The sequence below is a fragment of the Azospirillum largimobile genome (assembly GCF_977007025.2).
This window is the reverse complement of the sequence record NZ_CDRMUA020000007.1, coordinates 19,983-39,958: the sequence shown is the minus strand read 5'-3', so window position 1 is coordinate 39,958 and position 19,976 is coordinate 19,983. Positions and strand designations below refer to the sequence as shown.

The following is a 19,976-nucleotide window of genomic DNA, read 5'->3' as shown; positions in this document are numbered from 1 at the left end:
GGATGAGCGCCATGAGCAAGACGAACGCCGCGGTGAAGACCACCCCCGCCATCCCCGATCCCGCCATTTCCGATCCAAATGGCCCCAATCCCGCCGCGCCCGTCAACCCTGCCGGCGTCAAGCCGCCCGCCAACGTGCCGGGCACCCCCGGCGAGCCGCGCCCGCCGACCCGGCCCCAGGGGCGAACCCAAAAGCGGCGGCGCGACGAGATGGACTTCCTGCCCGACGCGCTGGAGATCCTGGAACGGCCGCCCTCGCCCACCGCGCGGACCTTCACCGCCGTCATCATGCTGGCCTTCACCGCGGCCTGCGCCTGGGCGTGGTTCGGCCATGTCGACGTGGTGGCCGTGGCCCAGGGCCGGGTGGTGCCGAGCGGCCGGACCAAGACCGTGCAGCCGATGCAGACCGGCGTCGTGCGCGCCATCGCCGTCGAGGACGGCCAGCTGGTCAAGGCCGGCCAGACGCTGATCGAACTGGACCCGACCGGGGCGACCGCCGACCGCGACCGCATCCGCTCCGACCTGTCGGCCGCAAGGGCCGAGGTGGCGCGGCTGCGGGCGGCGCTGGAGGTGGTGACCGGCAACCCCGACGCCGTCTTCGCCGCTCCCGCCGGCCTGTCGCCCGAACTGGCGCGGATGCAGAGCCAGCTGCTGGCCAGCCAGATCGCCGAGCAGCGCGCCAAGCTGGCCGCTCTGGACCGCGAGCAGGCCCGGCGCGAGGCCGACCGCGCCACCGTGGTGCAGACCATCGCCAAGCTGAACGCCACCCTGCCGCTGATCCGCGAACGGGCGGAGGCGCTGTTCGACCTGTCGAAGCGCGGCACCTCGTCCCGCTTCCAGTATCTCCAGCTCCAGCAGGATCTGGTCGGGCAGGAGCAGGAGCTTCTGGTCCAGAAGATCAAGCTGACGGAGGCCGACGCCTCCATCGCCGCCACCGCCGAGCAGCGCCGCCAGACCGAGGCCGAATTCCGCCGCCAGCTCTACACCGGCTTGGCCGAGGCCGAGCGCAAGGCCGCCTCGCTGGATCAGGAGCTTGCCAAGGCCGACCAGCAGGTGGATCTGCTGCGGCTGACCGCGCCGGTGGACGGCTATGTCCAGCAGTTGGCCATCCACACGGTGGGCGGCGTGGTGACCACCGCCCAGCCGCTGATGGTCATCGTGCCGGAGGACAGCCGGCTGGAGGTCGAGGCCTTCATCCCCAACAAGGACATCGGCTTCGTCCAGACCGGACAGGTGGCGGAGGTGAAGGTGGAGGCCTTCTCCTTCACCAAATACGGCCTGATCCCCGGCCGCGTCGCCTCGCTGTCCGGCGACGCCGTGCAACAGCAGCAGCAGGCCGACAGGGGGACGGACAAGAGTGGCGCCAAGGCGCCGGAGGCGGGAGCGGTCTATGCCGCCCGCATCGCGCTGGACCGCGACACGCTGGAGGTCGACGGCAAGGAGACGCGGCTGCAGCCGGGCATGACCGTGACCGCCGAGGTCAAGACCGGCCGCCGCCGCATCGCCGACTACCTGCTCTCCCCCCTCTCGCGCAGCGCTCAGGAAGCCATGCACGAGCGGTAACCTCCCCCTCCCCCTCCCCGGCGGGGAGCGGGGGAGGGTCGGGGTGGAGGCAAGCCCCCACTCCTCCTTCGGGCCTCGTTACGCCGCCAGCCCGTGTGCCAGATCGTGCGCGTCGTACCAGGCGTGCAGGCCGTGGGCGGCGTCCTCGAAGCCGGAAACCGTCTCCGGCATCCGGGCGGCCATGGTGTCGGCGATCCCGTGCGACGTCGCATTGGCCGTCACGGCGTGGCCCAGCAGGTCGCCGGCCTGCAGATCGGCGACCTGCGCCTGCGCGCCGAACAGGCTCTTGTCGGCGGCGACCACCAGCGTGCCGTTCCACCACATCCCGCTCTGGCCCTTGACCACGTCGCGTCCGTCGAGCGCCCCCTTGTCGTAGGTCACCGCGGCGTCGGTGGCGGCATAGCCGTGGCCGTTCACGCTGACGCTGTTGACGAACAGGTTGCGGTCCTGGCCGCCGGCGAAGCCGTCATTGTCGTACTGGATCTGCACCTTGTGGGCGCTGTCGGCCGACACGCTGGTGGTGAAGGCGTGGGTTTTCGCCGCGCTGCCGACGGTGGCGCTGCCGACGGCCTGGCCGTCGACCAGCAGGGTGAAGTGGGCGTTGACCCCGGCGGCGGCCGTGCCCTTGGCGTTGACCAGGATGGTGGCGGCGGCTGTCGCGGGCGCGCCCGGTCCGGTGTCGGGCGTCTCCGGCGCGCCGTAGAGTTGGTCGATCTTCGCCAGCAGCGTCTGGGTGTTCAGGTCGGTGTAGCCGGTGGCGCCGATCGGCGTTCCGGTCTGCTTCGCCAGCGACAGGAACTCGTCCTGGGTCAGGGCACTGCCGCGCAGCGCCAGGGCCTCCTGTTGGGCGAGCGCCACCGCGGCGGTCACCGTCGGCGCCGCGAAGGAGGAGCCGTTGGCCGTCACCGTCCGGCCCGCCAGGTCGGTCAGCCGGATGTCGGTGCCGTCGGCGCAGAGGTCGGTGATGCCCGGATTGCGCTGGGCCCAGCCCGGCAGCGTCCCGTCGCCGGTGGAGGCGGTGACGCAGATCGTGTTGTGGTCGGCGGCGAAATAGGAGACGTCGGTCGCCGTCCCGTTCTGCCCGGCATTGCCGGCGGCGGCCGACACCAGCACCCGCTTGGCGGCGAGGCTCGCCAACTCGTCCGACAGGATGGTCGTGGTCTCCGACGAGGCGGAGCCGCCGGCCAGCGACAGGTTGACGCCGACGACGTTGTAGTCCGACGCATGGGCGACGACCCACTGCAGCGCCTGCTCGATTGCCGCGCCGGATGCGGTGGTGGAGCCGTCCGGCATCACCTTCAGCGCGATGATGCCGACGTCCGGCGCCTGGGACAGGATGCGGGAGGTCACCAGGGCGCCGTGGGTGTCGGCGTTGGGGTTGCGCGCATCGCCGTCGTTGTCGGCGTAGTCGTGCTGGTAGACCACGGAGGCGGCGGGCTCCCAGGTCGGCGACCAGCCGCTGTCGATGACGACGACCGTCTTGCCGCTGCCGGTGTGGGTGCTGTTCGCCATGCTGTCGATCCCCGCTGTCTGCCATCGATGAAAAGCCGGGCGGAGTATGAAGGCGGGCGGTGTGGCCTTCGGATGATAAGGACGGGGCTGTTTTGGGATGGGCCACCTCTTATGCGACGGCGCATAAGGGCGGGTCTGGTTCTCTTCCTGCGGCGGCCCACGTGTAGAGGGACGGTCAGGCAAGGCGGAGCAGTGCCGTGCGAGGGGTCTAGATGAGGGTGCCGGTCCATTATCGCTGGGGGTTCGCCGCCCTGCTGTTCCTGCCGTTCGCCGCCGCCGCTCAATCTCCTGTCGCCCCTCCCACCGGGGCGCCGGCACTGGAACTGCCGGTGCGCTGCCGGATCGGTACGGACTGCTTCGTCCAGAACTACGTCGACACCGATCCGGGGCCGGGGATGAGGGACTTCGCCTGTGGACGGCTGACCTATGACGGGCACAAGGGGACGGATTTCCGCCTGCCCGACCTGGAGGCGATGCGGCGCGGGGTGGCGGTGGTGGCGGCCGCTCCCGGTACGGTGGCCCGCGTGCGCGACGGGGTGGAGGATGTCAGCATCCGGCAGAACGGCGGCTCTCCCGCCGGGCGGGAGGCCGGCAACGCGGTGGTGGTCGATCATGGCAACGGCTGGGAAACCCAGTACAGCCACCTGAAGCGCGGCAGCGTCGCGGTCAAGCCGGGCGACCGGGTGGAGGCGGGCACGCCGCTGGGCCAGATCGGCCTATCCGGCAACACCGAATTTCCCCATGTCGATTTCGGCATCCGTCACGACGGCCGCACGCTCGACCCCTATACGGCCAAGGAGGTGGGCGGCGGCGAGGCGCCGTCCTGTGCTGCGGACCAGGGCACTGCCGACCGGGGCGCCGCTGGGGCGGGCTATGCCGCCCTTCCTCCTGCTGCGCTGTGGAGCGCCGAGACTCGCCGGACGCTCGCCTACCGGCCGAGCGCCCTGCTCGGCGCCGGTCTGGCGCCCGAGGCGCCGAAGGCGGAGGTCGCGCGGGACGGCGGCTATGGCGGGGGCAATGACGGCAGGCCCCTGCCGGCCGGCACGCCGACGCTGGGCGTCTGGGCGGAGCTGATGGGCGGGCGGCAGGGCGACCGCGTGACCCTGGAGGTGACCGGCCCCGATGGCCGCCGCCTGCTCCGCAGCGAAGGGGCGGTGCCGCGCCCGCTGGCCGTGCTGTTCTTCGGCACCGAGGTGAAGAAGCCCGCCCCCGGTCCCTGGGCTCCCGGCCCCTACCGGGTGACGGTGACGCTCCGCCATGGCGATGAAACGGTGCTGCGGGAAGAACGGCGGGTGGAGGTGCGCTGAATGGAGGTTGAGCCGGACACGCCCAAGACAACAGGAAAGGTGATGCAAGTGACAACTGCATCCAGGTCAGCATTTGTCACGCAATGAACACAGAACACCCGTACAAAAGTCTACATCAGAACGGATGAGAATACCTCTTTATTAAGTACTTCCGCCGTGTGATTGCCTCGTATGGGCAAGGCAATCCGGCAATGACAGACACTCAGCAGGCTTTCTACGTCGCGACCAACGGCAACGATTCCTGGTCGGGGCGTTTGGCGGCACCCAATGCCGACGGCACCGATGGCCCCTTCGCCACGCTGGAACGCGCGCAGGGCGCCATGCGGGCAACCGGTATCCGCGACACCTATGTGCGCGGCGGCACCCATGCGATGGCGCGCACGGTGACGCTGACCGGGGCCGACAACGGCGTCCGCATCATGGCCTATCCGGGCGAGACCCCGGTCTTCAGCGGCGGCGAGCGGGTCGGCGGCTTCACCGCCATCGGCGGCGGACTGTACGCCGCGGCGACATCGGCGACGGGCCTCGACCTTTCCATCGGCGGGGTCCGGCAGAAGGTGGCGCAGACCGGCGACTGGAACGCCGGCGATCCGCGCTCCGGCTGGTCGGTCCTGGAGGCGGCCTCCGGCGGCGCCAGCAGGACCAGCCTGCGCGCCGGGGCCGGCGACGGGGCGATGGCGGCGGTGCTGGCCGCCGGGGTCCAGCCCGGCACGATGATCCAGACCTTCGATACCGAGCGGCTGTCCGACAACATCGTCGGCGTGGCCTCCACCGATGCCGGCAGCCGGACCATCAATTTTACCCAGAGCGCGAAATACGCCCTGCGCAGCGGCGGCACCTATCGCCTGCTGAACGACGACGCCTTCATCCGCGACGCCGGCGAGTTCGCCTGGCAGGCCGAGACCGGCCGGCTGGTGGTGAAGCCGCAGGATCCCGGCGCGCTGCTGGCCCAGGGGGCGGTGGTGGCGCGGCTGGGCACGCTCCTGTCGCTGAATGGGGCGAGCGGCGTCACCCTGCAGGGGCTGACCTTCGCCGACACCGCCTGGGACGGCTCGGCGCTGACGCTGACCAATTCGTCCGGCAACAGCATCGCCGGCAACCGCTTCGTCAATGCCGGCACCGGGATGACGCTGACCGGCTCGTCCGGCAACGCGATCGAGGCCAACCGGATGGAGCATTTGGGGGCCGGCGGCATCAAGGTCGCCTATGGCAGCAACGGCAACCGCATCAGCGCCAACAGCATCGACGGCATCGGCGAGGTGCTGAAGGACGTGGCCGGCATCCAGCTCTACGGCACCAGCGGCACGCTGATCTCCGGCAACGACATCCGCAACGGCACGCGCTACGGCGTCTCGATCAAGAACTGGGACGGCGCCACCGTCAACACCGACACGGTGGTGGAATACAACCGCATCTACAACACGATGACCGAGACCGCCGACGGCGGCGCCATCGAGATGCTGGGCCGGTCCAACGTCGACACCCGCACCGTCATCCGCGGCAACGACATCCGCGGCGTCGGCGGGCTGGCGACCGACGGGTCGGGCTGGCTCGACCGCCACAAGAGCTTCGGCATCTATCTGGACGACATGGCCAACGGCGTCACCGTCCAGGACAACTTCATCCAGAACACCGGTTGGGCCAGCGTCTTCATCCATGGCGGCGATTCCAACAGCGTCACCAACAACTTCTCCGTCCTGTCCAACCCGCGCGAGCGCTTCATCCGGCTGGAATGGGTGCCGAGCGCCGGCAACATCGGTCTGCTCGCCAACAACAGCGTCACCGGCAACGTTATCTCCTCCTCCACCGGCGTGGATTACTGGGAGTTCTGGACCCCCGGCGCCTACACCGTCACCAGCAACCTGCTGCAGGGCATGCGCGGGCTGACCGGCGGCGACAGAGTGTCGTCCGGGCTGTTCGTCAACCCGTCGGCCGGCGACTTCCGGCTCGGCAGCGGTGCGGCGGGGCTCGGTCTTTCCCTGGGCATCCGTGACCTGGATTGGGCGCGGATGGGCAGCGCGCCGCTGACGGTGCCGGGGATTCCCGCCCCCGGTGCCGGCGGTGGGCCGGGTGGCGGGGGCTCCCCGGCGACCGGCACGGGCGGCGCGCCCGCCGCGGCCGGGCCGGCCTTCTCACCGCTGGCCTACATCGCCTCCTACACCGACCTGTCGGCGCTCTTCGGCGCCAACGCCGCCGCCGGTGCGGCGCATTACGCCGCCAGCGGCCGGGCGGAGGGACGGACGGTCAGCTTCGATCCCTTGGCCTACATCGCCTCCCATGGCGACCTGTCGGCGGTCTTCGGCACCAACGGCGATGCGGGCGCCGCCCATTACATCACCAGCGGCCGGATGGAGGGCCGGGCGGTCAGTTTCGATCCGCTGGCCTACCTCGCCTCCTACGGCGACCTGTCGGCGATCTTCGGCACCGACCGGACGGCGGCGGCGATGCACTACATCGCCAGCGGCCGGACCGAGGGGCGGACGGTCAGCTTCGACCCGCTGGCCTATCTCGCCTCCTACGGCGACCTGTCGGCGATCTTCGGCACCGATCGGACGGCGGCGGCGATGCATTACATCACCGGCGGCCGGGCCGAGGGGCGGACGGTCACCTTCAACCCGCTGTCCTATCTGGCGGCCAATGCCGACCTCGCCGCCGCCTTCGGCACCGATACCACCCGGGCCGGGTTGCATTACCTGGGCACCGGCCGGACGGAAGGGCGGGCCACCGGCTTCAACGCCTCGGCCTATCTGGCGGCCAACGGCGACGTTGCCGCGGCCACCGGCGGCGACCTGACGGCGGCGATGCGGCATTACATCCAGAACGGCCGGCTGGAGGGCCGGGCGCTGAGTCCCGCCTCGGCATCCCGCGCGGCCGGGCTGCTGCCGGAAAGCGCCATGCTGGCCGCCGGGATGGGGTGAGGGGGGAGAGCCTGCCCCTCTCCCGCCTGATCGGGTGACAAGCCGGGCGTGAGCCGTTAAAACGGCCCGTTCGGCGCCGCTGTCCCGCGGCACCCGGATTTCCATGCGGGGATGATGGCTCAGGCTCTTCTCGACACCCCCTTCGCCCAGCCGGCCGAACCCACTCCGTTGGGAAGCGGCCCATTGGGAAAAGGTCCGGGCAAGGCGGACGGACGGCGGTGGCCGCTGCTGGTCAAGCTGGCGGTGACGGTCGTGATCCTGGGCGCGCTCGCCGCCGGGGCCGACTGGCAGGGCATCGCCGCGCGCCTGTCGGCCGCCGACCCGTGGCTGTTCGCCGCCGGTTTCGCCGTGAAGGCGCTGACCCTGCCCTTCGCCTCGCAACGGTGGCGGTCGGTCGGACGGGCTGCGGGCTTCAGGCTGACCCGCTGGACCGCCTTCCGCCTGCAGATGGCCAGCGGATTCCTGGGGCAGATCCTGCCGGGATCGGTGGGAGCCGACCTGCTGCGCGGCTGGTTCACCTGGCGGCTCGGCCACCCGGCCGGTCCGGTGATGCTGGCCCTGCTGGTCGATCGGCTGATGGCGCTGCTGGGCTTGGTGCTGATCGGGCTGGTCGGGCTGCCGCATCTGGCCGCGGTGGCGCCGCCCGCCGTCGCCGGCACCGTGCTGGCGGGCGCGCTGGTCCTGGCCGTGGCCATGGGGCTGCTGCTGCTGGCCGGCCGCATCCCGCGCGACCGGCTGCCGATCCCGAAGCGGCTGCGCGACGGGGCGCTGGTGCGGACCGCCTGGGGGGCGGTGGCGCAGCTGCGGGCCATGGCCGGCAACCGTTCCGCCTGGGCGGCGCTGGGCCACAGCGTCGGCGTCCATCTCGCCACCATCGCCGCCACCATCCTGTTCGCCCGCTCCGTCGGCCTGCCGCTCGGCTGGCTGGACGGGCTGGCCATCGTGCCGGCCGCTATCGTCGCCGCAGCCCTGCCCGTCTCGCTCGGCGGCTGGGGCGTGCGCGAGGGGGCGATGGTCGCCGGCTTCGCGCTGCTCGGCTTCGATGCCGACGCGGCGCTTCTGGTCTCGCTGCTGATCGGGCTGTCGATCGCCGTCCTGTCGCTGCCCGGCGGCCTGTTCTGGCTGCTGCTGCGCAACGAGACCGCCTCCCGGCCCGATTTGGCCCGCTCCGATTTGGCCCGCCCCGACATGGCCCGGTCCGACACGGCCGAGCCCGATGCCCTTCCCACGGATTCCACCCGATGACCGACCAGCCCCTTCCGACGCTCGACCGGACCGCCGCCATGGATGCCACCCCGGAGGCCGCCACCTTGGAACCCGCAGCGCCGCGTGCCCTTTCCCCCCGGCAGGAGCGCATCCGCGGGCTGTTCGACGCCATGGCCCCCCTGCGCGACCGCTGGGCCGAACGCAACAACGCCTTCCACGAGGCCGACCGCGCCTATCTGCGCTTCCTGATCCCGGAAGGGGCGGCGGTGCTGGAGATCGGCTGCGGCGTCGGCGACACGCTGGCGGCGCTGAAGCCGTCGCGCGGCGTCGGCATCGATCTCAGCCCGGAGACCATCGCGGTGGCGAAGACGCGGCACCCGGAGCTGGAACTGATCGCCGCCGACGCCGAGAACCCGGCGACCATCGAGGCCATCAAGGGTCCGTTCAGCCACATCCTGCTGTCGGGCACCATCGGCTTCCTCGACGACATCGAGGAGACGCTGCGCCTGCTGCGCCGGGTCGCCGATCCCAGGACCCGCATCATCGTCAGCTATCACTCCCGCGTCTGGGAGCCGATCCTGTGGGCGGCGGAGAAGCTGGGGATGCGCATGCCGCAGGGCCAGCAGAACTGGCTGTCGACCAGCGACATCGTCAACCTGCTCGATCTGGCCGGCTGGGAGCCGGTGCGCCGCGAATGGCGCCAGCTGATCCCGAAGCGGCTGTTCGGGCTCGGCACGCTGGTCAACCGCTACATCGCGCCCCTGCCCGGCATCCGTCGGCTGTGCGTGCGCAACTATGTCGTCGCCCGGCCGCAGCCCACCGTGGAGGAGGTCACCGTCGACGGCAAGCCGGCCTCGGTCACCGTCCTGATCCCCTGCCGCAACGAGCGCGGCAACATCGAGAACGCCATCCGCCGCCTGCCCCGCTTCGCCCCCGACGTCGAGGTGATCTATGTCGAGGGCAACAGCCAGGACAACACCTTCGATGAATGCCTGCGCGTCCGCGACGCCTATCCCGACTGGGACATCAAGGTCATGAAGCAGCCCGGCAAGGGCAAGGGCGACGCGGTGCGCGCCGGATTCGCCGTGGCGCGCGGCGACATCCTGATCATCCTGGACGCCGACCTGACGGTGCCGCCGGAGACGATGGGGAAATTCTACCAGGCGATGGTGTCGGGGCGCGGCGAGTTCGTGAACGGCACCCGGCTGGTCTATCCGATGGCACCGGAGGCGATGCGCTTCCTGAACTTCCTGGCCAACCGGGCCTTCGCGCGCATCTTCTCCTTCCTGCTGAACCAGCGCTTCACCGACACGCTGTGCGGCACCAAGGTGCTGTGGCGCAAGGATTACGAGACCATCGTTGCCAATCGCCACTACTTCGGCGATTTCGACCCCTTCGGCGACTTCGACCTGATCTTCGGTGCCGCCAAGCAGAACCTGAAGATCGTCGAGGTGCCGGTGCGCTACGCCGACCGCAGCTATGGCGAGACGCAGATCTCCCGCTTCACCCATGGCTGGCTGCTGGCCCGCATGGTGGTCTTCGCCTGGAAGAAGCTGAAGGCGTTCTAAGGGCTCAGCGCAGGGTCGATTCCACAGCTATCGCAGGATGCCCTTCTCCCCTTGCGGGAGAGGGGCTTTATTGGCGAATCATGCCCAAATGAAATTGCCGTGGAGCCGATTCAGCGTACCGTCGACAGGGCGATCTCGAAGGCCCGCCGGTTGATCGCCCAGGCTTCGAAGGCGGTGTCCTCGTCGGGGGAAAGCAGGATCAGGCAGACCGGCAGGCTGTGCGCATCCGCCCCCCCGGTCTCGCTGAGCGCGATGCGGGCCGCGAGGATGGTCATGGAGGTCCCGCTCCGGCGGGCCTTGCGGCGGTGGAGGAGGAGGCTGCGCTCCGCCGTCCGTTCCTCGGCGACGCGCTCGGCATCGGCGGACAAGGTGAAGCCCTGGTTGGCCAGCTTGGCGAGCGTGGTCCGCTCGATCTCCGCGGCGGCGGCGAGGGCGGCGGCGGCGGTCCCCTCCGCGGCGCCGAGCACCGCGATCAGGCTGCCGCGGCCGGTGGAGCCATCCGGCCCGACATGGTCCAGCACCAGGGAGGCGCCGTCCGGCGGGGCGTCGCCGCCCGGCGTCTCCCGCCACAGGCCGGAGGCGAGGAAGCGGACGGCGTGCGCCCCCTTCAGCTCCGTCCACTCGAACCCTTCGGCGAAGGTCTGGCCGGTCGGCTCGGCCAGCCGGAAGCGCATGGCGGCAAGCAGGACGATCTCCTGCATCACCCGGTGGTCGGCCTGCCCGCCCCGCGACGGTCCCCCCTGCATCATGCGTCCGTCGATCAGGAACAGCAGGTCGCCGTCCTTGACCGTCAGCAGCCGGTGCAGGCGCAAGCCGCCGTCATGGCGCCCGGCGGCGAGCGCGTCGCCCATCATGCCAGTCGGCGCGGGCGCCTGGCGGAAATCCAGCTCGCGGTAGCCCTGCGAGCGCATCCAGGCGCGCAGCCAGTCCGCCCCATGCATCTCGCGCGGCAGGAAGGCGGCCCAGACCACCAGTTCCACCCCCTCCGCCGATCCCGGTGCCTCCGGCTCTCCCGGATGAAAGCGGGCCAGCGGGACGAGGGGCGCCTCCGGACCGGGCGCGGCGGTGGCCGTGCGTTCCACCGCCCAGCCCCGCGGCAGGGCGATGGAGAAGCCGGTTCCCGCCGGCAGGCCGTCGCGGACCAGGACGTCCAGATAGGTGGCTTCGATCACCGGGCGCGGCGACAGCGGCGCCGTCAGCAGGGTCGGCAGTCTGGGATCCATGGTCTACTCTTCCTTCGCGAGGGCCGCCGGGCTCATGGTCCGGCGTTCCGTTCCCGGCCGGTGTAGCGGGGGCCGATGCTGAGGTCCACATCGGCCTTCAAGCCCAAGAAGGCCGCGGCCTCGCCCCCCGCCCCCATATGGTAGCGGCCGCTCTCCAGATCCTTGAAGGCATAGGCGGCTGCCCCGGCCCCGACCGAGCCGGCGGACGCGCCGCCCTTGCCGCGCAGGCTGAGGGTGTAGTCGGTGAAGGGGATCGGGATGTTGATCTCGCCCTTCAGGTCGCCCGATGCCGCCGCCGCACCGGCCTTGGCGCCCAGCGCGACGCCGGCCCGCCGCCCGTCGGAGCCGATCAGCCCGTCCACCTTGGCTTCGGCCTGCATCAGCGAATATTCGCCGCCGGCCTCGGCCCAGGGGTTGTTCTGGTCGGTGCCGGCGAACAGCGTGCCTTCCTGCGCGACCATCACCGCCTTGGCCGAGGCGGTCCCGCCGGCGCCATGAACGATGCCGCCGGCGGCCTTCGCCTCGGCGGTCAGGAGCTCCATCTTATGGGAGCCGCCGACATAGCGATTCCCCAGATGGCCGGCATGTTCCATCTTCACCATGCCGACGCCGACCTCGCCCTTGGCCTGCCCCAGCAGGCCCTGGCGCTTCGCCTCGCCGTCGGCCATGGCGTAGAGGACGCTGACATTGTCGTCGCCGCCCGCCCGCTTCAGGAAGGCCGGCTTCTTCGGGCAGGGGGCGACCGGCGTGCCGGGCGGCGCAGGCGCCGCCGTCTGCGCCGCCGCCTGTCCGGCGCGGGCCGCGGCGGGGGCTGCCGGCGGGGCCGGAGGCGGCGCCACGACCAGCCGCTGGCCCGATGCGATCATGTTGGGGTTGGAGATGCCGTTCAGCCGCTGCAACTCGGCCACGGTGGTGCCGTTGCGCCGGGCGATGGCGGACAGCGTCTCGCCGCGCTGGACGGTATGCACGGTCATCGTGCGCCCCCCGCCGTGCGAGGGGCCGCAGTCAGGGCGGCGGTGATCTGGTCGAGCCGCGCGTCGGCGCCGCCCGGCCCGTCCAGCAGGGCGCCGAGCCAGGCGAACTCCTCCCGTCGGGCATGGTCCGCTGGGAAGGCCGCCAAGATGTGGACGTAGCGGGTGATCTGCCGCTCGGTCTCCATGCCGTGGGTGGGAGCGGCGGCGAGCGCCGCCTCGATCCGGGCGGCGACCTCGTCAGCCGGGATTTCGGGGGCTTCCCGCGCCATCATCGCCGTCGCCGTGGCGCGCAGGCGGTCATGGAAGGCGTCGGCGCGCGTGGCGTAGAGTTGGTCCTGCTGCCGGTCGGAGATGCGCAGCATGGCTCAGCGCTCCCCCGGCCACAGGATGCCGGTCCAGACCAACACCGCCGCGACGGCGCCCGCGAGCGCGAACAGCGCCGTCAGCGTGAAGCCGGCGGTCTGTGCCTGATCCAGCGCGCGGTCGCGCAGGATGGCGTCGGCGATGACGCCCTTGGCCTCAATCCGGGTGAAAAGGGCGCGCAGGCGACCGACAAAGCCGGTGACGAGCGCCGGGGCCGCGAGGCCGAGCATGCCGCCGCCCAGCCCGACGAACAGCGCCTTGTAGGCCCGGGCGGCAAGATCGCGGTTGCCGCTGAACAGCGGCAGGGTGCGCTCTCCCAGCACGGAAAGGCCGATCAGGGTCAGGAGGATGAGAAACGCCGCGAGGAGCAGGCGTCCTTCGGTGGAGGACGGAAGCGGATCCATAACCCTTTGGCCGGTCGGGGTGAAAACGGGCAAGCGGGAGCTTCACAAAAGCAACCCCGCCTGTCTACCCAGTTAACTGTCCGACCCGTCCGCGTTTTCCGCCCTTGCTGCCTGTCTCGAAGGTGCGGGAGAGCCGAAACAGGACCAGCCCAATTGTGACAGGATGCACCGATCATATCCCGGCCGGCGTTCCTCTCCCGCGGTGGGGAAGGGACTGGGGAAGAGCAGAATGCCTGAAGTGGGAGCCGGCGGTGTGCTCCATTCATCGCTCAGGGCATCGACCCTGTATCATCGACTGGGTCTTGCCAATCCCGCGGGCATCTTGCCTCGCTGGCGTGTTCCACCCCATGTTCCCTTGCCTCTGGGTTCACGCTCATCCGAGGTCTCGGTATGCCCCTTCGCCCGCGTCAGACGTGCCGGGTCTGCGGTTCGTCGATCCTGCTGCCGGTCATCGATCTCGGCCTGCAGGTCCTGCAGGGAGCCTTTGCCAAGCCGGGGCGGCCGGCGCCGTCCGAGGTGACCCTTCCTATGCGGCTCGTGCGCTGCGGCGCCGACCAGGACCCGGCAGCCTGTGGGCTGCTGCAGACCGCTTTCAGCGTCCCTCCCGAACTGCTGTTCCGGACCTATTGGTACCGCTCGGGCCTCAACACGACGATGCGCGATCACCTGCGTGGCATCGCCGAGCAGGCTGGAGCGCTGGTCGCCCGGCCGGCGCCCGCGGTGCTCGACATCGGCTGCAATGATGGGACCCTGCTCTTCTCCTACCCCGTTGCGTCGCTCCGGGTCGGGGTCGACCCGTCCGACATCGCCGCCGGGCTTGGTGGCGACGTCACCGTCGTCAATGCCTTCTTCCCCTCCGCCGCCGCCCTGACGGAACTCGCCGGCACCCGGTTCGACATCGTGACCTCCATCGCCATGTTCTACGACATCGAGGACCCTTGCGGGGCAGCCGCCGCAATTTCCGGGCTGCTCGCTCCGGAGGGGCTGTGGGTGCTGGAGCTGTCCTACCTGCCGCTCATGCTGCTGCGGAACGCCTTCGACACGGTTTGTCACGAGCATCTGGAATATTACAGCCTCGCCGTTTTGGAGACCGTGATGCGGCGGGTCGGTCTGCGGATTTTCCGGGCGGAGGTCAACGCGATGAACGGCGGCAGCATCCGCTGCTTCGCCTGCCACGCCGCGAACGACCGGTTCGGCACAGCCGAGGACGCAGCGTTTCTGGAGGCGCTACGCAGGCGGGAGGCGGCGATGGAGCTGGCGACGGACCGTCCTTATCGTGCCTTTCAAGCGCGGGCGGAGACCCTGCGGGAGGAGGTGGTCGGCCATCTGCGCGCCGTTCGGGATGCGGGCGGGCGCGTACATGTCTATGGCGCCTCCACTAAGGGCAATGTGCTTCTACAATGGTGCGGCATCGACCAGGACCTCGTCGAGTGTGCCGCCGACCGCAACCTCGACAAGATCGGTGCCGTCACGCCTGGCACCGGCATCCCGATCGTCTCGGAGATTGAGTCCCGCGCGCTCAGGCCCGACCTCTATCTGGTGCTGCCCTGGCATTTCCGCCATGAGTTCCTGGAGCGCGAACGCGCGATGGTGATGTGCGGAACCAAATTGCTGTTTCCGCTGCCCGAAGCCGAGGTGGTGGAGGCGGAGAATTTCGAGCAGGCTCTGGCCCGCTTGGACTGCATGGAGACGCTGCTGCTGGGAAATGCCTGAAGAGGCAGGGCGGCGGCTCACTCAGCCCTTGATCCCGAAGACGAGGGCGGGTGAACCGGAACCTCGTCCAGCAGCCAAATCATCGGTGAGCAAGCCGGTCCTCGCCGCATCGGTGCAGACCTGCTTCAAGGAATGTCCGGACCTTCAACATGGAACCGCGCAAGGTCCGAGGGAGCCGAACATGCTGTCAGACGGTGATGGCCTCCGGCATGGCGAGGGCCTGGTAGCCGTCGCGTTGCTCGGTCAGGCTCAGCAGCAGGTCGGTCAGGCTGTCGCGGGCGAAAGTGTCGGTGGTACCCGCCAGCTTGCGGCGCACGACGCCGATGAACTCCTCCAGCACTTCCAGGTGCAGGGTGGCGGAGGCGAGGACGTCCTTGGCGATGGGGGCGGTCATGATGGCGGTCTTTCGAGAGAGACAGAAGACGGAAGGAGCGGCAGGATCAGGCGGCGAGCGCGGTGACGGGCTGAACAGTCGCGAGCACGGCGCGGTAGGTCTCGCGCTGCTCGCTCAGGCCCGACAGCAGGTCGGTCAGGCTGTCGCGGGCGAATTCGCTGGTGGCGCCGTTCAGCTTCGACTGGGCGATGGCGATGAATTCATCGACGACATCCAGGTGAAGAGCGGCGGAATTGAAGATCTCGGCGGCGCAATCGGTCTTGGACATGGCGGCGATCCCTGTATTCGTGGCGGAGGCTTTTGCCCGTTCTGATGAGCTTATTGAGCCATCCGGCCAGTTAACGAGGTGTTAAGATCACCGATTGGTCCTTGGTCGATTGGTGATTACCACTTCCAAGAAAAACGCTGCCGAACGCCGCTTCGCAATTTGGCGGTAGGATTACTTCTTTCGAGGGTGGTGGCGGTGCGGTCCGCAAGCTGCCAGAAAAAAGCCCCGGGAATTCCCGGGGCCTTGCCGTCATGATCGGTAGAGCCGCCAGTCGTGGCTCTGGTCCCAGAGCCGCAGGGCGTTCGTGAAGGCGGCACTCCATCGGGCCAGTGCTTTGCTGACCACCGGCGGGAATTGGGCTGTGTCCAGAGCGTCTTCGTACTCCCGTCGGGCTTCGCGAGCCCAGCGCCGCCGCTCCTCATACCGCTCCCGTTCGAAATCGTAGGACATCGCCGCCCCCCTTCAATGGGAGATGATCGGAAGCGGACAGTATAATCCGGAAAACTTTTCGGAGCTAATTAGATATTATATTTCTGTTTCAAGAATTAGGTCGGATAAATATTTTCGCGCGCCTCTTCGCGCCGCGTCTTGCCGGGCAAGTTCGCAAACCGGAAGGGGCGGCTGGAAGCCGCCCCCCGGAAAGGTTCAGGGCATGCGCGCACACTGCCCCGGGGATGGTGATCAGACCGCCTGCGGCAGCCCGTGGATGTAGCCGACCCCGCCGCTGCGGCGGTTGCGGTAGGCATCGTCGATCAGGGAGGCGACGCTGTCCTTGACCTTGTCGTGCAGGCCCTTCTCCCAGTCGCCGGGGTGCTGGAAGTTGCTCATGATGTAGGAGAAGCCGTTGACGTCGTCGACCGCCTGCAGGCCGGTCGATTCAGCCCCCGCCGGGCAGGACAGCAGGCGGGCCAGCTGCTTGGTGTCGACGTTGTAGGCCCACAGGAAGTTGTTGACGTGGTTGCCGCTGTCCTCGCCGATGAACAGCGTGCGCAGCTTCTCGGAGAACTTCAGGTTGTCCGGGTTGGCGATCAGGTCGGCGTCGGCGGTGTTGCCGAGCGCGTCCGGTGTCGACAGGTCGCGGCCGACCAGGGCGGGAACCGGGCTGAAATGCACCGGCACCCACTCGCTGGCGATGGCGCCGCCGGCGAGGTCGGTCTGGCCGGCCTTCATCGGCAGCTGGTAGACGGCGCCGGCGTTGATCGCCTTCACCTTGATGCCGCTCTTGCCGTCGCTCATCGACTTGTAGATGTAGGACACCGCCATGTAGGCGGTCTTGTCCTTGGCGTTGACCGTGACGCCTTCCAGTTTCGACAGGGCCAGCGTGGCGCCCACGGTCGGGGCGTAGCGGTGGGTTTCCAGGAAGGCGGCGGCCTTCTCCATGCCCGGCTTGAACCTGACCCACTGGGTCTTGCCGTTGAAGCCGATGGCGGTGAAGGACGGGTCCTTCGGATCCTCCTTCTTCACCTCGACGATGTCGGCGGCCTTCAGGCTGTCGGCCAGCTTCTCGATCTCGGCGCTGGTGGCGTGGCCCAGCTTGACCCATTTCAGCGCGAAGGCGCCGCCCTTGTCGATGTCCTTGCCCTCTTCCTGCTCCATCCTGGCAGCATAGAGGGTGCCGGCCGACAGGTCCTTGGCCTTGTCGGCGATGAACATGAACAGGCCGCCGTTGGTGGTGTCGTCGCCCATCAGCACGGTGCGCTCGTCCGGCATCACCTGCACCAACTCGTGCGAGATGCGGCCGAGATTGTAGTGCTTCCTGATCGTGCCGGTGCCGTCGGGGTTCACGATCACTTCCGGCATGTGGCCGTAGTGATAGGGGTTGGCCTTGGCCTCGTCGCCGAACAGGTTCTTGCTGTAGGTGCGGAACTGGTCGTCGAGGGCGGTCGCGTCCGGCTCGTACTCCTCGCTCGACAGGTGGGTGTTCCAGGGCGACAGGCTGGCGCCGCAGGTGATCCACAGGCCGTGCGCCGGGCTGGTGTCGACGTTGTGGTACTGCACCAGCTTCAGCGCGCCGGTTTCCTTGTTCTGGTCCAGCGTCAGGACGGCGATCGGCGACGGCAGTTTGCCGTACATCGAGGCATCCTTGGAATCGCGGCTCGCATATTCGAACTGGACGACGGCGAACAGGGTGTTGCCGGTAACACCGGCCACCTTGGCGCCTGGGATCGGGTTCAGCAGGTTGCAGCCGTCCGGGCAGTCGGAGAAGAACTGCGCCGGGGTCGCCATCGACTGGTCGAGGATGGGCTTGCCATTGATGTCGGTATAGCCGCCGGCCAGGATGGTGCCGCCCTTGCCGTCCGGAACCATATCGCCGGTGATGAACAGCGGCTGGTAGCCGAGAGCGAAGCTCTGCTTCGTGCCGTCGGCCCAGGTCACGACCATGCTGGACTCGACCATGGTCTTGGCCTGCGCGGCGGCGGCAGTGGGAGCGGCCATGCCGACGAACTCGACGGCGACCGGCGCGCCCTTGGCGGCGGCTGCTTCGGCGCCCGAGGCGAACAGCAGTTCTCCGGCGCCGATGCCGGCGACCGGCAGCAGCGGCAGCCCGGCGAGGGCGCGGAGCACAGAGCGGCGCGACGTCTCAGGAAGATTGGCGGACGGATTGGTCATGACTGGTCTCTCCCGAACCCTCATCAGGGCAAGCGGCTGGCGTGGCCGCGCCGCCGGGCCGTTTAGGATGCCGGACGACGCAGCCTTGTTATTGGCGAGCGGCGGGAGGCTACCGCGGGGATGTTACAATTTGACGGTCGCGCCCCTGTTTGATAGGGCGCGACTGTCCGTTGGTCAGCGCGCGCTGAGCATGCAGGTGCGGTCGGATGGCATGGGCAGGACCACCGGCCTGCCGTCTGCCCCGGTGCCGCGCACCTCGCGTCCGCCGGGTTTTCCGCCGGTGGCGGGCAGATCGACAATCTCCGGGTTGGCGACCTGCCCGGCGACGGTCCATTGCCGGGTCTGCGGATCCTGGCAGCGCAGCTCGTACTGGCCCTTCATCGGCTCGGCGGCGGTCGGGGAAACGGCAGCTGGCAGGATGAGGGCGGGCATTAGGGCGGCCATCAGGGCGAAATGGGCGAAGCTGAGCATCGGGCTTTTCCTCAGCTGGGTGTGTCCGGTGAGTTGGAACGGGATAGCACCCGCGCGATGTCGGCCTGCCAGATCATGCTGACCAGCGCGATCTGGGTCAGCAGGTGCATCTCGCCGCGACCGATGGCCTCTAGCAACTCCGCCTGCGTCAGGAACAGGATCTCGGTGTCCTCTAGGTCGTCGGCCACCGGATCGGCAACGCGGCGGCAGCCGGTGGCGTGGAACATGTGCGACCAAGCCCCGCCCTGGTTAGCGTTGACGATGTAGGCGCCGAGATCGGTCCAGTCTTCGGCCTCCATCCCCGTCTCCTCCATCAGCTCCCGCTTGGCTGCGGCTAGCGGGGACTCGTCGGGGGACAGGTGGCCGCCGGGAAAGACCAGACCGACCTTGCGCGGCCCGTGGCGGTATTGGCGGTAGGTGACGATCCGTCCGTCCGTGGTCTCGGCGAAGATGCAGGCGAAAGAGGGTTGGTCGAACTGGTAGTAATCATCAATCCGTCGCCCGTCCGGGAGTTCCACTGTCTCCACCCGCACCTTCAGGAAGGGATCGGCGTCGAGCAACTCGCGGCTGCCCAGCACGGTCCAGGGGCGGTGAAGGCGGTAGGGGCGGTGTCCGGGCATGAGATGACCTGTTCTGTGACGGGGGCGGTCACCATAGCCGCGTGACGATGCCGTCGAAGACCGCGTCGGCGGAGACCCGCGGCAGCTTGTAGTGCATTGCCGTGGCCGCCAACAGACGGTCAAAAGGATCACGGTGAGGCTAGACCATCAGGCCGGCGATTAGGCAGACCGCCGGGTCGAAGCCGGCGACCAGCCCGCCCTGCTCGGCCAGCAGCGTATCCAGCCGTTCCACGAAAGGTCCATCTCCGGCCATTTGCCGAGGCGGACCTTCTGGGCGATTTCGAAGAAGGTGATCGGGCTGACCAGGACTATGTCGGCTGTGGTGATGGCGGCGACGGCTGGACTCGACAGGCGAGCGTCGCCGGACAGGCTCCAGGCCCAGGCGTGGGTGTCGAGCAGAACTGCCGTCATGGATCCCTCAGGCTCCTCCTTCCCAGGAGCCGAGATCGGCATTATCCATCGGTTCGAAAAAGTCCGGCCCGGTGCCGAGCTTGTCCTTCAGCAGGCCGATGGTGAACGCCCCTCGGGTGACCGGGACCAACCGCACAACGGGCTTGCTCCCCTTGGCAATGACGACCTCCTCACCGCGCAGCGCCGCCTCGATCAGTTTGGACAGGTTGGTCTTGGCCGCATGAATGGTGACCTGCCGCATTCGGCACCTCCAATCTTTCCCAAGGATCATAGAAGTGGACTGTATATTAGTCGACTTAGCTAATTTGGTGACAGGACGGTGCTTTCTCTGAATGTGGCTGATAATTTAAATAAAGATTAATGAAAATTCTCCACTTGCAGGGTCGTGCCTCGGGAAATGAGAAAAATATTTGTGGAGAAAGCTGATGATTTATTCTGTGTTTGCGTGTGTC

At 68.8% G+C, this 19,976-nt stretch carries 18 protein-coding genes and 1 pseudogene; 6 read left to right on the top strand and 13 right to left on the bottom strand.

Features of this window, described 5'->3' with window-relative positions:
* Window positions 1–11: 11 nt before the first annotated feature.
* Window positions 12–1,562: an HlyD family type I secretion periplasmic adaptor subunit gene (locus ACWPKK_RS29445; protein ID WP_452011659.1), complete on the top strand. Its 1,551-nt coding sequence runs from the start codon at window positions 12–14 to the stop codon at window positions 1,560–1,562.
* 78 nt (window positions 1,563–1,640) lie between these two features.
* Here the strand turns inward: ACWPKK_RS29445 and ACWPKK_RS29440 are convergent, their stop codons facing one another.
* A complete protein-coding gene (locus tag ACWPKK_RS29440) occupies window positions 1,641–3,074 on the bottom strand; it encodes a carbohydrate-binding domain-containing protein (RefSeq protein ID WP_452011657.1) in 1,434 nt (477 codons plus the stop codon).
* A gap of 212 nt (window positions 3,075–3,286) precedes the next feature.
* Between ACWPKK_RS29440 and ACWPKK_RS29435 the strand changes: the two genes are divergently transcribed.
* From ACWPKK_RS29435 to ACWPKK_RS29420, 4 genes are all read left to right on the top strand, one after another.
* The gene (locus tag ACWPKK_RS29435) at window positions 3,287–4,381 is read left to right on the top strand and encodes a M23 family metallopeptidase (protein WP_452011654.1); all 1,095 of its coding nucleotides are present in this window, start codon (window positions 3,287–3,289) and stop codon (window positions 4,379–4,381) included.
* 191 nt (window positions 4,382–4,572) lie between these two features.
* Complete coding sequence (locus tag ACWPKK_RS29430) at window positions 4,573–7,299, top strand: right-handed parallel beta-helix repeat-containing protein (protein WP_452011652.1); 2,727 nt, start codon at window positions 4,573–4,575, stop codon at window positions 7,297–7,299.
* Between the two features lie 111 nt (window positions 7,300–7,410).
* Entirely contained in the window at window positions 7,411–8,544 is a 1,134-nt protein-coding gene (locus ACWPKK_RS29425; RefSeq protein ID WP_452011649.1) for a lysylphosphatidylglycerol synthase transmembrane domain-containing protein, read from the top strand.
* Window positions 8,541–10,073 carry a glycosyltransferase gene (locus tag ACWPKK_RS29420; RefSeq protein ID WP_452011646.1) on the top strand — a complete coding sequence of 511 codons (1,533 nt, stop codon included), beginning with the start codon at window positions 8,541–8,543 and terminating at the stop codon, window positions 10,071–10,073. Before ACWPKK_RS29425 ends, ACWPKK_RS29420 begins: the two co-directional genes overlap by 4 nt.
* 110 nt (window positions 10,074–10,183) lie before the next feature.
* On the opposite strand, the gene ACWPKK_RS29415 is transcribed toward ACWPKK_RS29420, so the two are convergent.
* The 4 genes from ACWPKK_RS29415 to ACWPKK_RS29400 are packed head-to-tail and all read right to left on the bottom strand — an operon-like array spanning window position 10,184 to window position 13,037.
* Window positions 10,184–11,296: a hypothetical protein gene (locus ACWPKK_RS29415; protein WP_452011643.1), complete on the bottom strand. Its 1,113-nt coding sequence runs from the start codon at window positions 11,294–11,296 to the stop codon at window positions 10,184–10,186.
* A 32-nt stretch (window positions 11,297–11,328) separates the two neighbouring features.
* Window positions 11,329–12,270, bottom strand: a complete 942-nt coding sequence (locus tag ACWPKK_RS29410; protein WP_452011640.1) for a LysM peptidoglycan-binding domain-containing protein — start codon at window positions 12,268–12,270, stop codon at window positions 11,329–11,331.
* Window positions 12,267–12,632: a hypothetical protein gene (locus ACWPKK_RS29405; RefSeq protein WP_452011638.1), complete on the bottom strand. Its 366-nt coding sequence runs from the start codon at window positions 12,630–12,632 to the stop codon at window positions 12,267–12,269. Before ACWPKK_RS29405 ends, ACWPKK_RS29410 begins: the two co-directional genes overlap by 4 nt.
* Window positions 12,633–12,635: 3 nt before the next feature.
* Window positions 12,636–13,037, bottom strand: a complete 402-nt coding sequence (locus ACWPKK_RS29400) for a hypothetical protein (RefSeq protein WP_452011635.1) — start codon at window positions 13,035–13,037, stop codon at window positions 12,636–12,638.
* 390 nt (window positions 13,038–13,427) lie between these two features.
* On the opposite strand from ACWPKK_RS29400, the gene ACWPKK_RS29395 reads away from it, so the two are divergent.
* Complete coding sequence (locus tag ACWPKK_RS29395; RefSeq protein ID WP_452011632.1) at window positions 13,428–14,750, top strand: class I SAM-dependent methyltransferase; 1,323 nt, start codon at window positions 13,428–13,430, stop codon at window positions 14,748–14,750.
* Window positions 14,751–14,937: 187 nt separating this feature from the next.
* Here the strand turns inward: ACWPKK_RS29395 and ACWPKK_RS29390 are convergent, their stop codons facing one another.
* The 8 genes and pseudogenes from ACWPKK_RS29390 to ACWPKK_RS29355 all read right to left on the bottom strand — a co-directional run bounded on the left by ACWPKK_RS29390 (window position 14,938) and on the right by ACWPKK_RS29355 (window position 19,765).
* Window positions 14,938–15,144 (bottom strand): hypothetical protein, encoded by a 207-nt coding sequence (locus tag ACWPKK_RS29390; protein ID WP_452011630.1) that lies wholly within the window; start codon window positions 15,142–15,144, stop codon window positions 14,938–14,940.
* Between the two features lie 46 nt (window positions 15,145–15,190).
* A complete protein-coding gene (locus ACWPKK_RS29385) occupies window positions 15,191–15,412 on the bottom strand; it encodes a hypothetical protein (RefSeq protein ID WP_452011627.1) in 222 nt (73 codons plus the stop codon).
* Between the two features lie 249 nt (window positions 15,413–15,661).
* On the bottom strand, window positions 15,662–15,862 hold the full coding sequence (locus ACWPKK_RS29380) for a hypothetical protein (RefSeq protein WP_452011625.1): 201 nt from the start codon (window positions 15,860–15,862) through the stop codon (window positions 15,662–15,664).
* A gap of 231 nt (window positions 15,863–16,093) precedes the next feature.
* Entirely contained in the window at window positions 16,094–18,022 is a 1,929-nt protein-coding gene (locus tag ACWPKK_RS29375) for a PhoX family protein (protein ID WP_452011622.1), read from the bottom strand.
* Between the two features lie 174 nt (window positions 18,023–18,196).
* Window positions 18,197–18,493, bottom strand: a complete 297-nt coding sequence (locus tag ACWPKK_RS29370; protein ID WP_452011619.1) for a hypothetical protein — start codon at window positions 18,491–18,493, stop codon at window positions 18,197–18,199.
* A gap of 11 nt (window positions 18,494–18,504) precedes the next feature.
* The gene (locus ACWPKK_RS29365) at window positions 18,505–19,113 is read right to left on the bottom strand and encodes an NUDIX hydrolase (RefSeq protein WP_452011616.1); all 609 of its coding nucleotides are present in this window, start codon (window positions 19,111–19,113) and stop codon (window positions 18,505–18,507) included.
* Between the two features lie 28 nt (window positions 19,114–19,141).
* A pseudogene (locus ACWPKK_RS29360) lies at window positions 19,142–19,524 on the bottom strand (type II toxin-antitoxin system VapC family toxin).
* A 7-nt stretch (window positions 19,525–19,531) separates the two neighbouring features.
* Window positions 19,532–19,765, bottom strand: coding sequence for a type II toxin-antitoxin system Phd/YefM family antitoxin (locus tag ACWPKK_RS29355; protein ID WP_452011614.1), 234 nt, complete (start codon window positions 19,763–19,765; stop codon window positions 19,532–19,534).
* Between the last annotated feature and the right edge of the window lie 211 nt (window positions 19,766–19,976).

Coding starts and splice junctions, on each gene's coding strand:
- ACWPKK_RS29445 (WP_452011659.1), top strand. CDS start 12: ATGAGCAAGACGAACGCCGCGGTGAAGACCACCCCCGCCATCCCCGAT.
- ACWPKK_RS29440 (WP_452011657.1), bottom strand. CDS start 3,074: ATGGCGAACAGCACCCACACCGGCAGCGGCAAGACGGTCGTCGTCATC.
- ACWPKK_RS29435 (WP_452011654.1), top strand. CDS start 3,287: ATGAGGGTGCCGGTCCATTATCGCTGGGGGTTCGCCGCCCTGCTGTTC.
- ACWPKK_RS29430 (WP_452011652.1), top strand. CDS start 4,573: ATGACAGACACTCAGCAGGCTTTCTACGTCGCGACCAACGGCAACGAT.
- ACWPKK_RS29425 (WP_452011649.1), top strand. CDS start 7,411: ATGATGGCTCAGGCTCTTCTCGACACCCCCTTCGCCCAGCCGGCCGAA.
- ACWPKK_RS29420 (WP_452011646.1), top strand. CDS start 8,541: ATGACCGACCAGCCCCTTCCGACGCTCGACCGGACCGCCGCCATGGAT.
- ACWPKK_RS29415 (WP_452011643.1), bottom strand. CDS start 11,296: ATGGATCCCAGACTGCCGACCCTGCTGACGGCGCCGCTGTCGCCGCGC.
- ACWPKK_RS29410 (WP_452011640.1), bottom strand. CDS start 12,270: ATGACCGTGCATACCGTCCAGCGCGGCGAGACGCTGTCCGCCATCGCC.
- ACWPKK_RS29405 (WP_452011638.1), bottom strand. CDS start 12,632: ATGCTGCGCATCTCCGACCGGCAGCAGGACCAACTCTACGCCACGCGC.
- ACWPKK_RS29400 (WP_452011635.1), bottom strand. CDS start 13,037: ATGGATCCGCTTCCGTCCTCCACCGAAGGACGCCTGCTCCTCGCGGCG.
- ACWPKK_RS29395 (WP_452011632.1), top strand. CDS start 13,428: ATGCCCCTTCGCCCGCGTCAGACGTGCCGGGTCTGCGGTTCGTCGATC.
- ACWPKK_RS29390 (WP_452011630.1), bottom strand. CDS start 15,144: ATGACCGCCCCCATCGCCAAGGACGTCCTCGCCTCCGCCACCCTGCAC.
- ACWPKK_RS29385 (WP_452011627.1), bottom strand. CDS start 15,412: ATGTCCAAGACCGATTGCGCCGCCGAGATCTTCAATTCCGCCGCTCTT.
- ACWPKK_RS29380 (WP_452011625.1), bottom strand. CDS start 15,862: ATGTCCTACGATTTCGAACGGGAGCGGTATGAGGAGCGGCGGCGCTGG.
- ACWPKK_RS29375 (WP_452011622.1), bottom strand. CDS start 18,022: ATGACCAATCCGTCCGCCAATCTTCCTGAGACGTCGCGCCGCTCTGTG.
- ACWPKK_RS29370 (WP_452011619.1), bottom strand. CDS start 18,493: ATGCTCAGCTTCGCCCATTTCGCCCTGATGGCCGCCCTAATGCCCGCC.
- ACWPKK_RS29365 (WP_452011616.1), bottom strand. CDS start 19,113: ATGCCCGGACACCGCCCCTACCGCCTTCACCGCCCCTGGACCGTGCTG.
- ACWPKK_RS29355 (WP_452011614.1), bottom strand. CDS start 19,765: ATGCGGCAGGTCACCATTCATGCGGCCAAGACCAACCTGTCCAAACTG.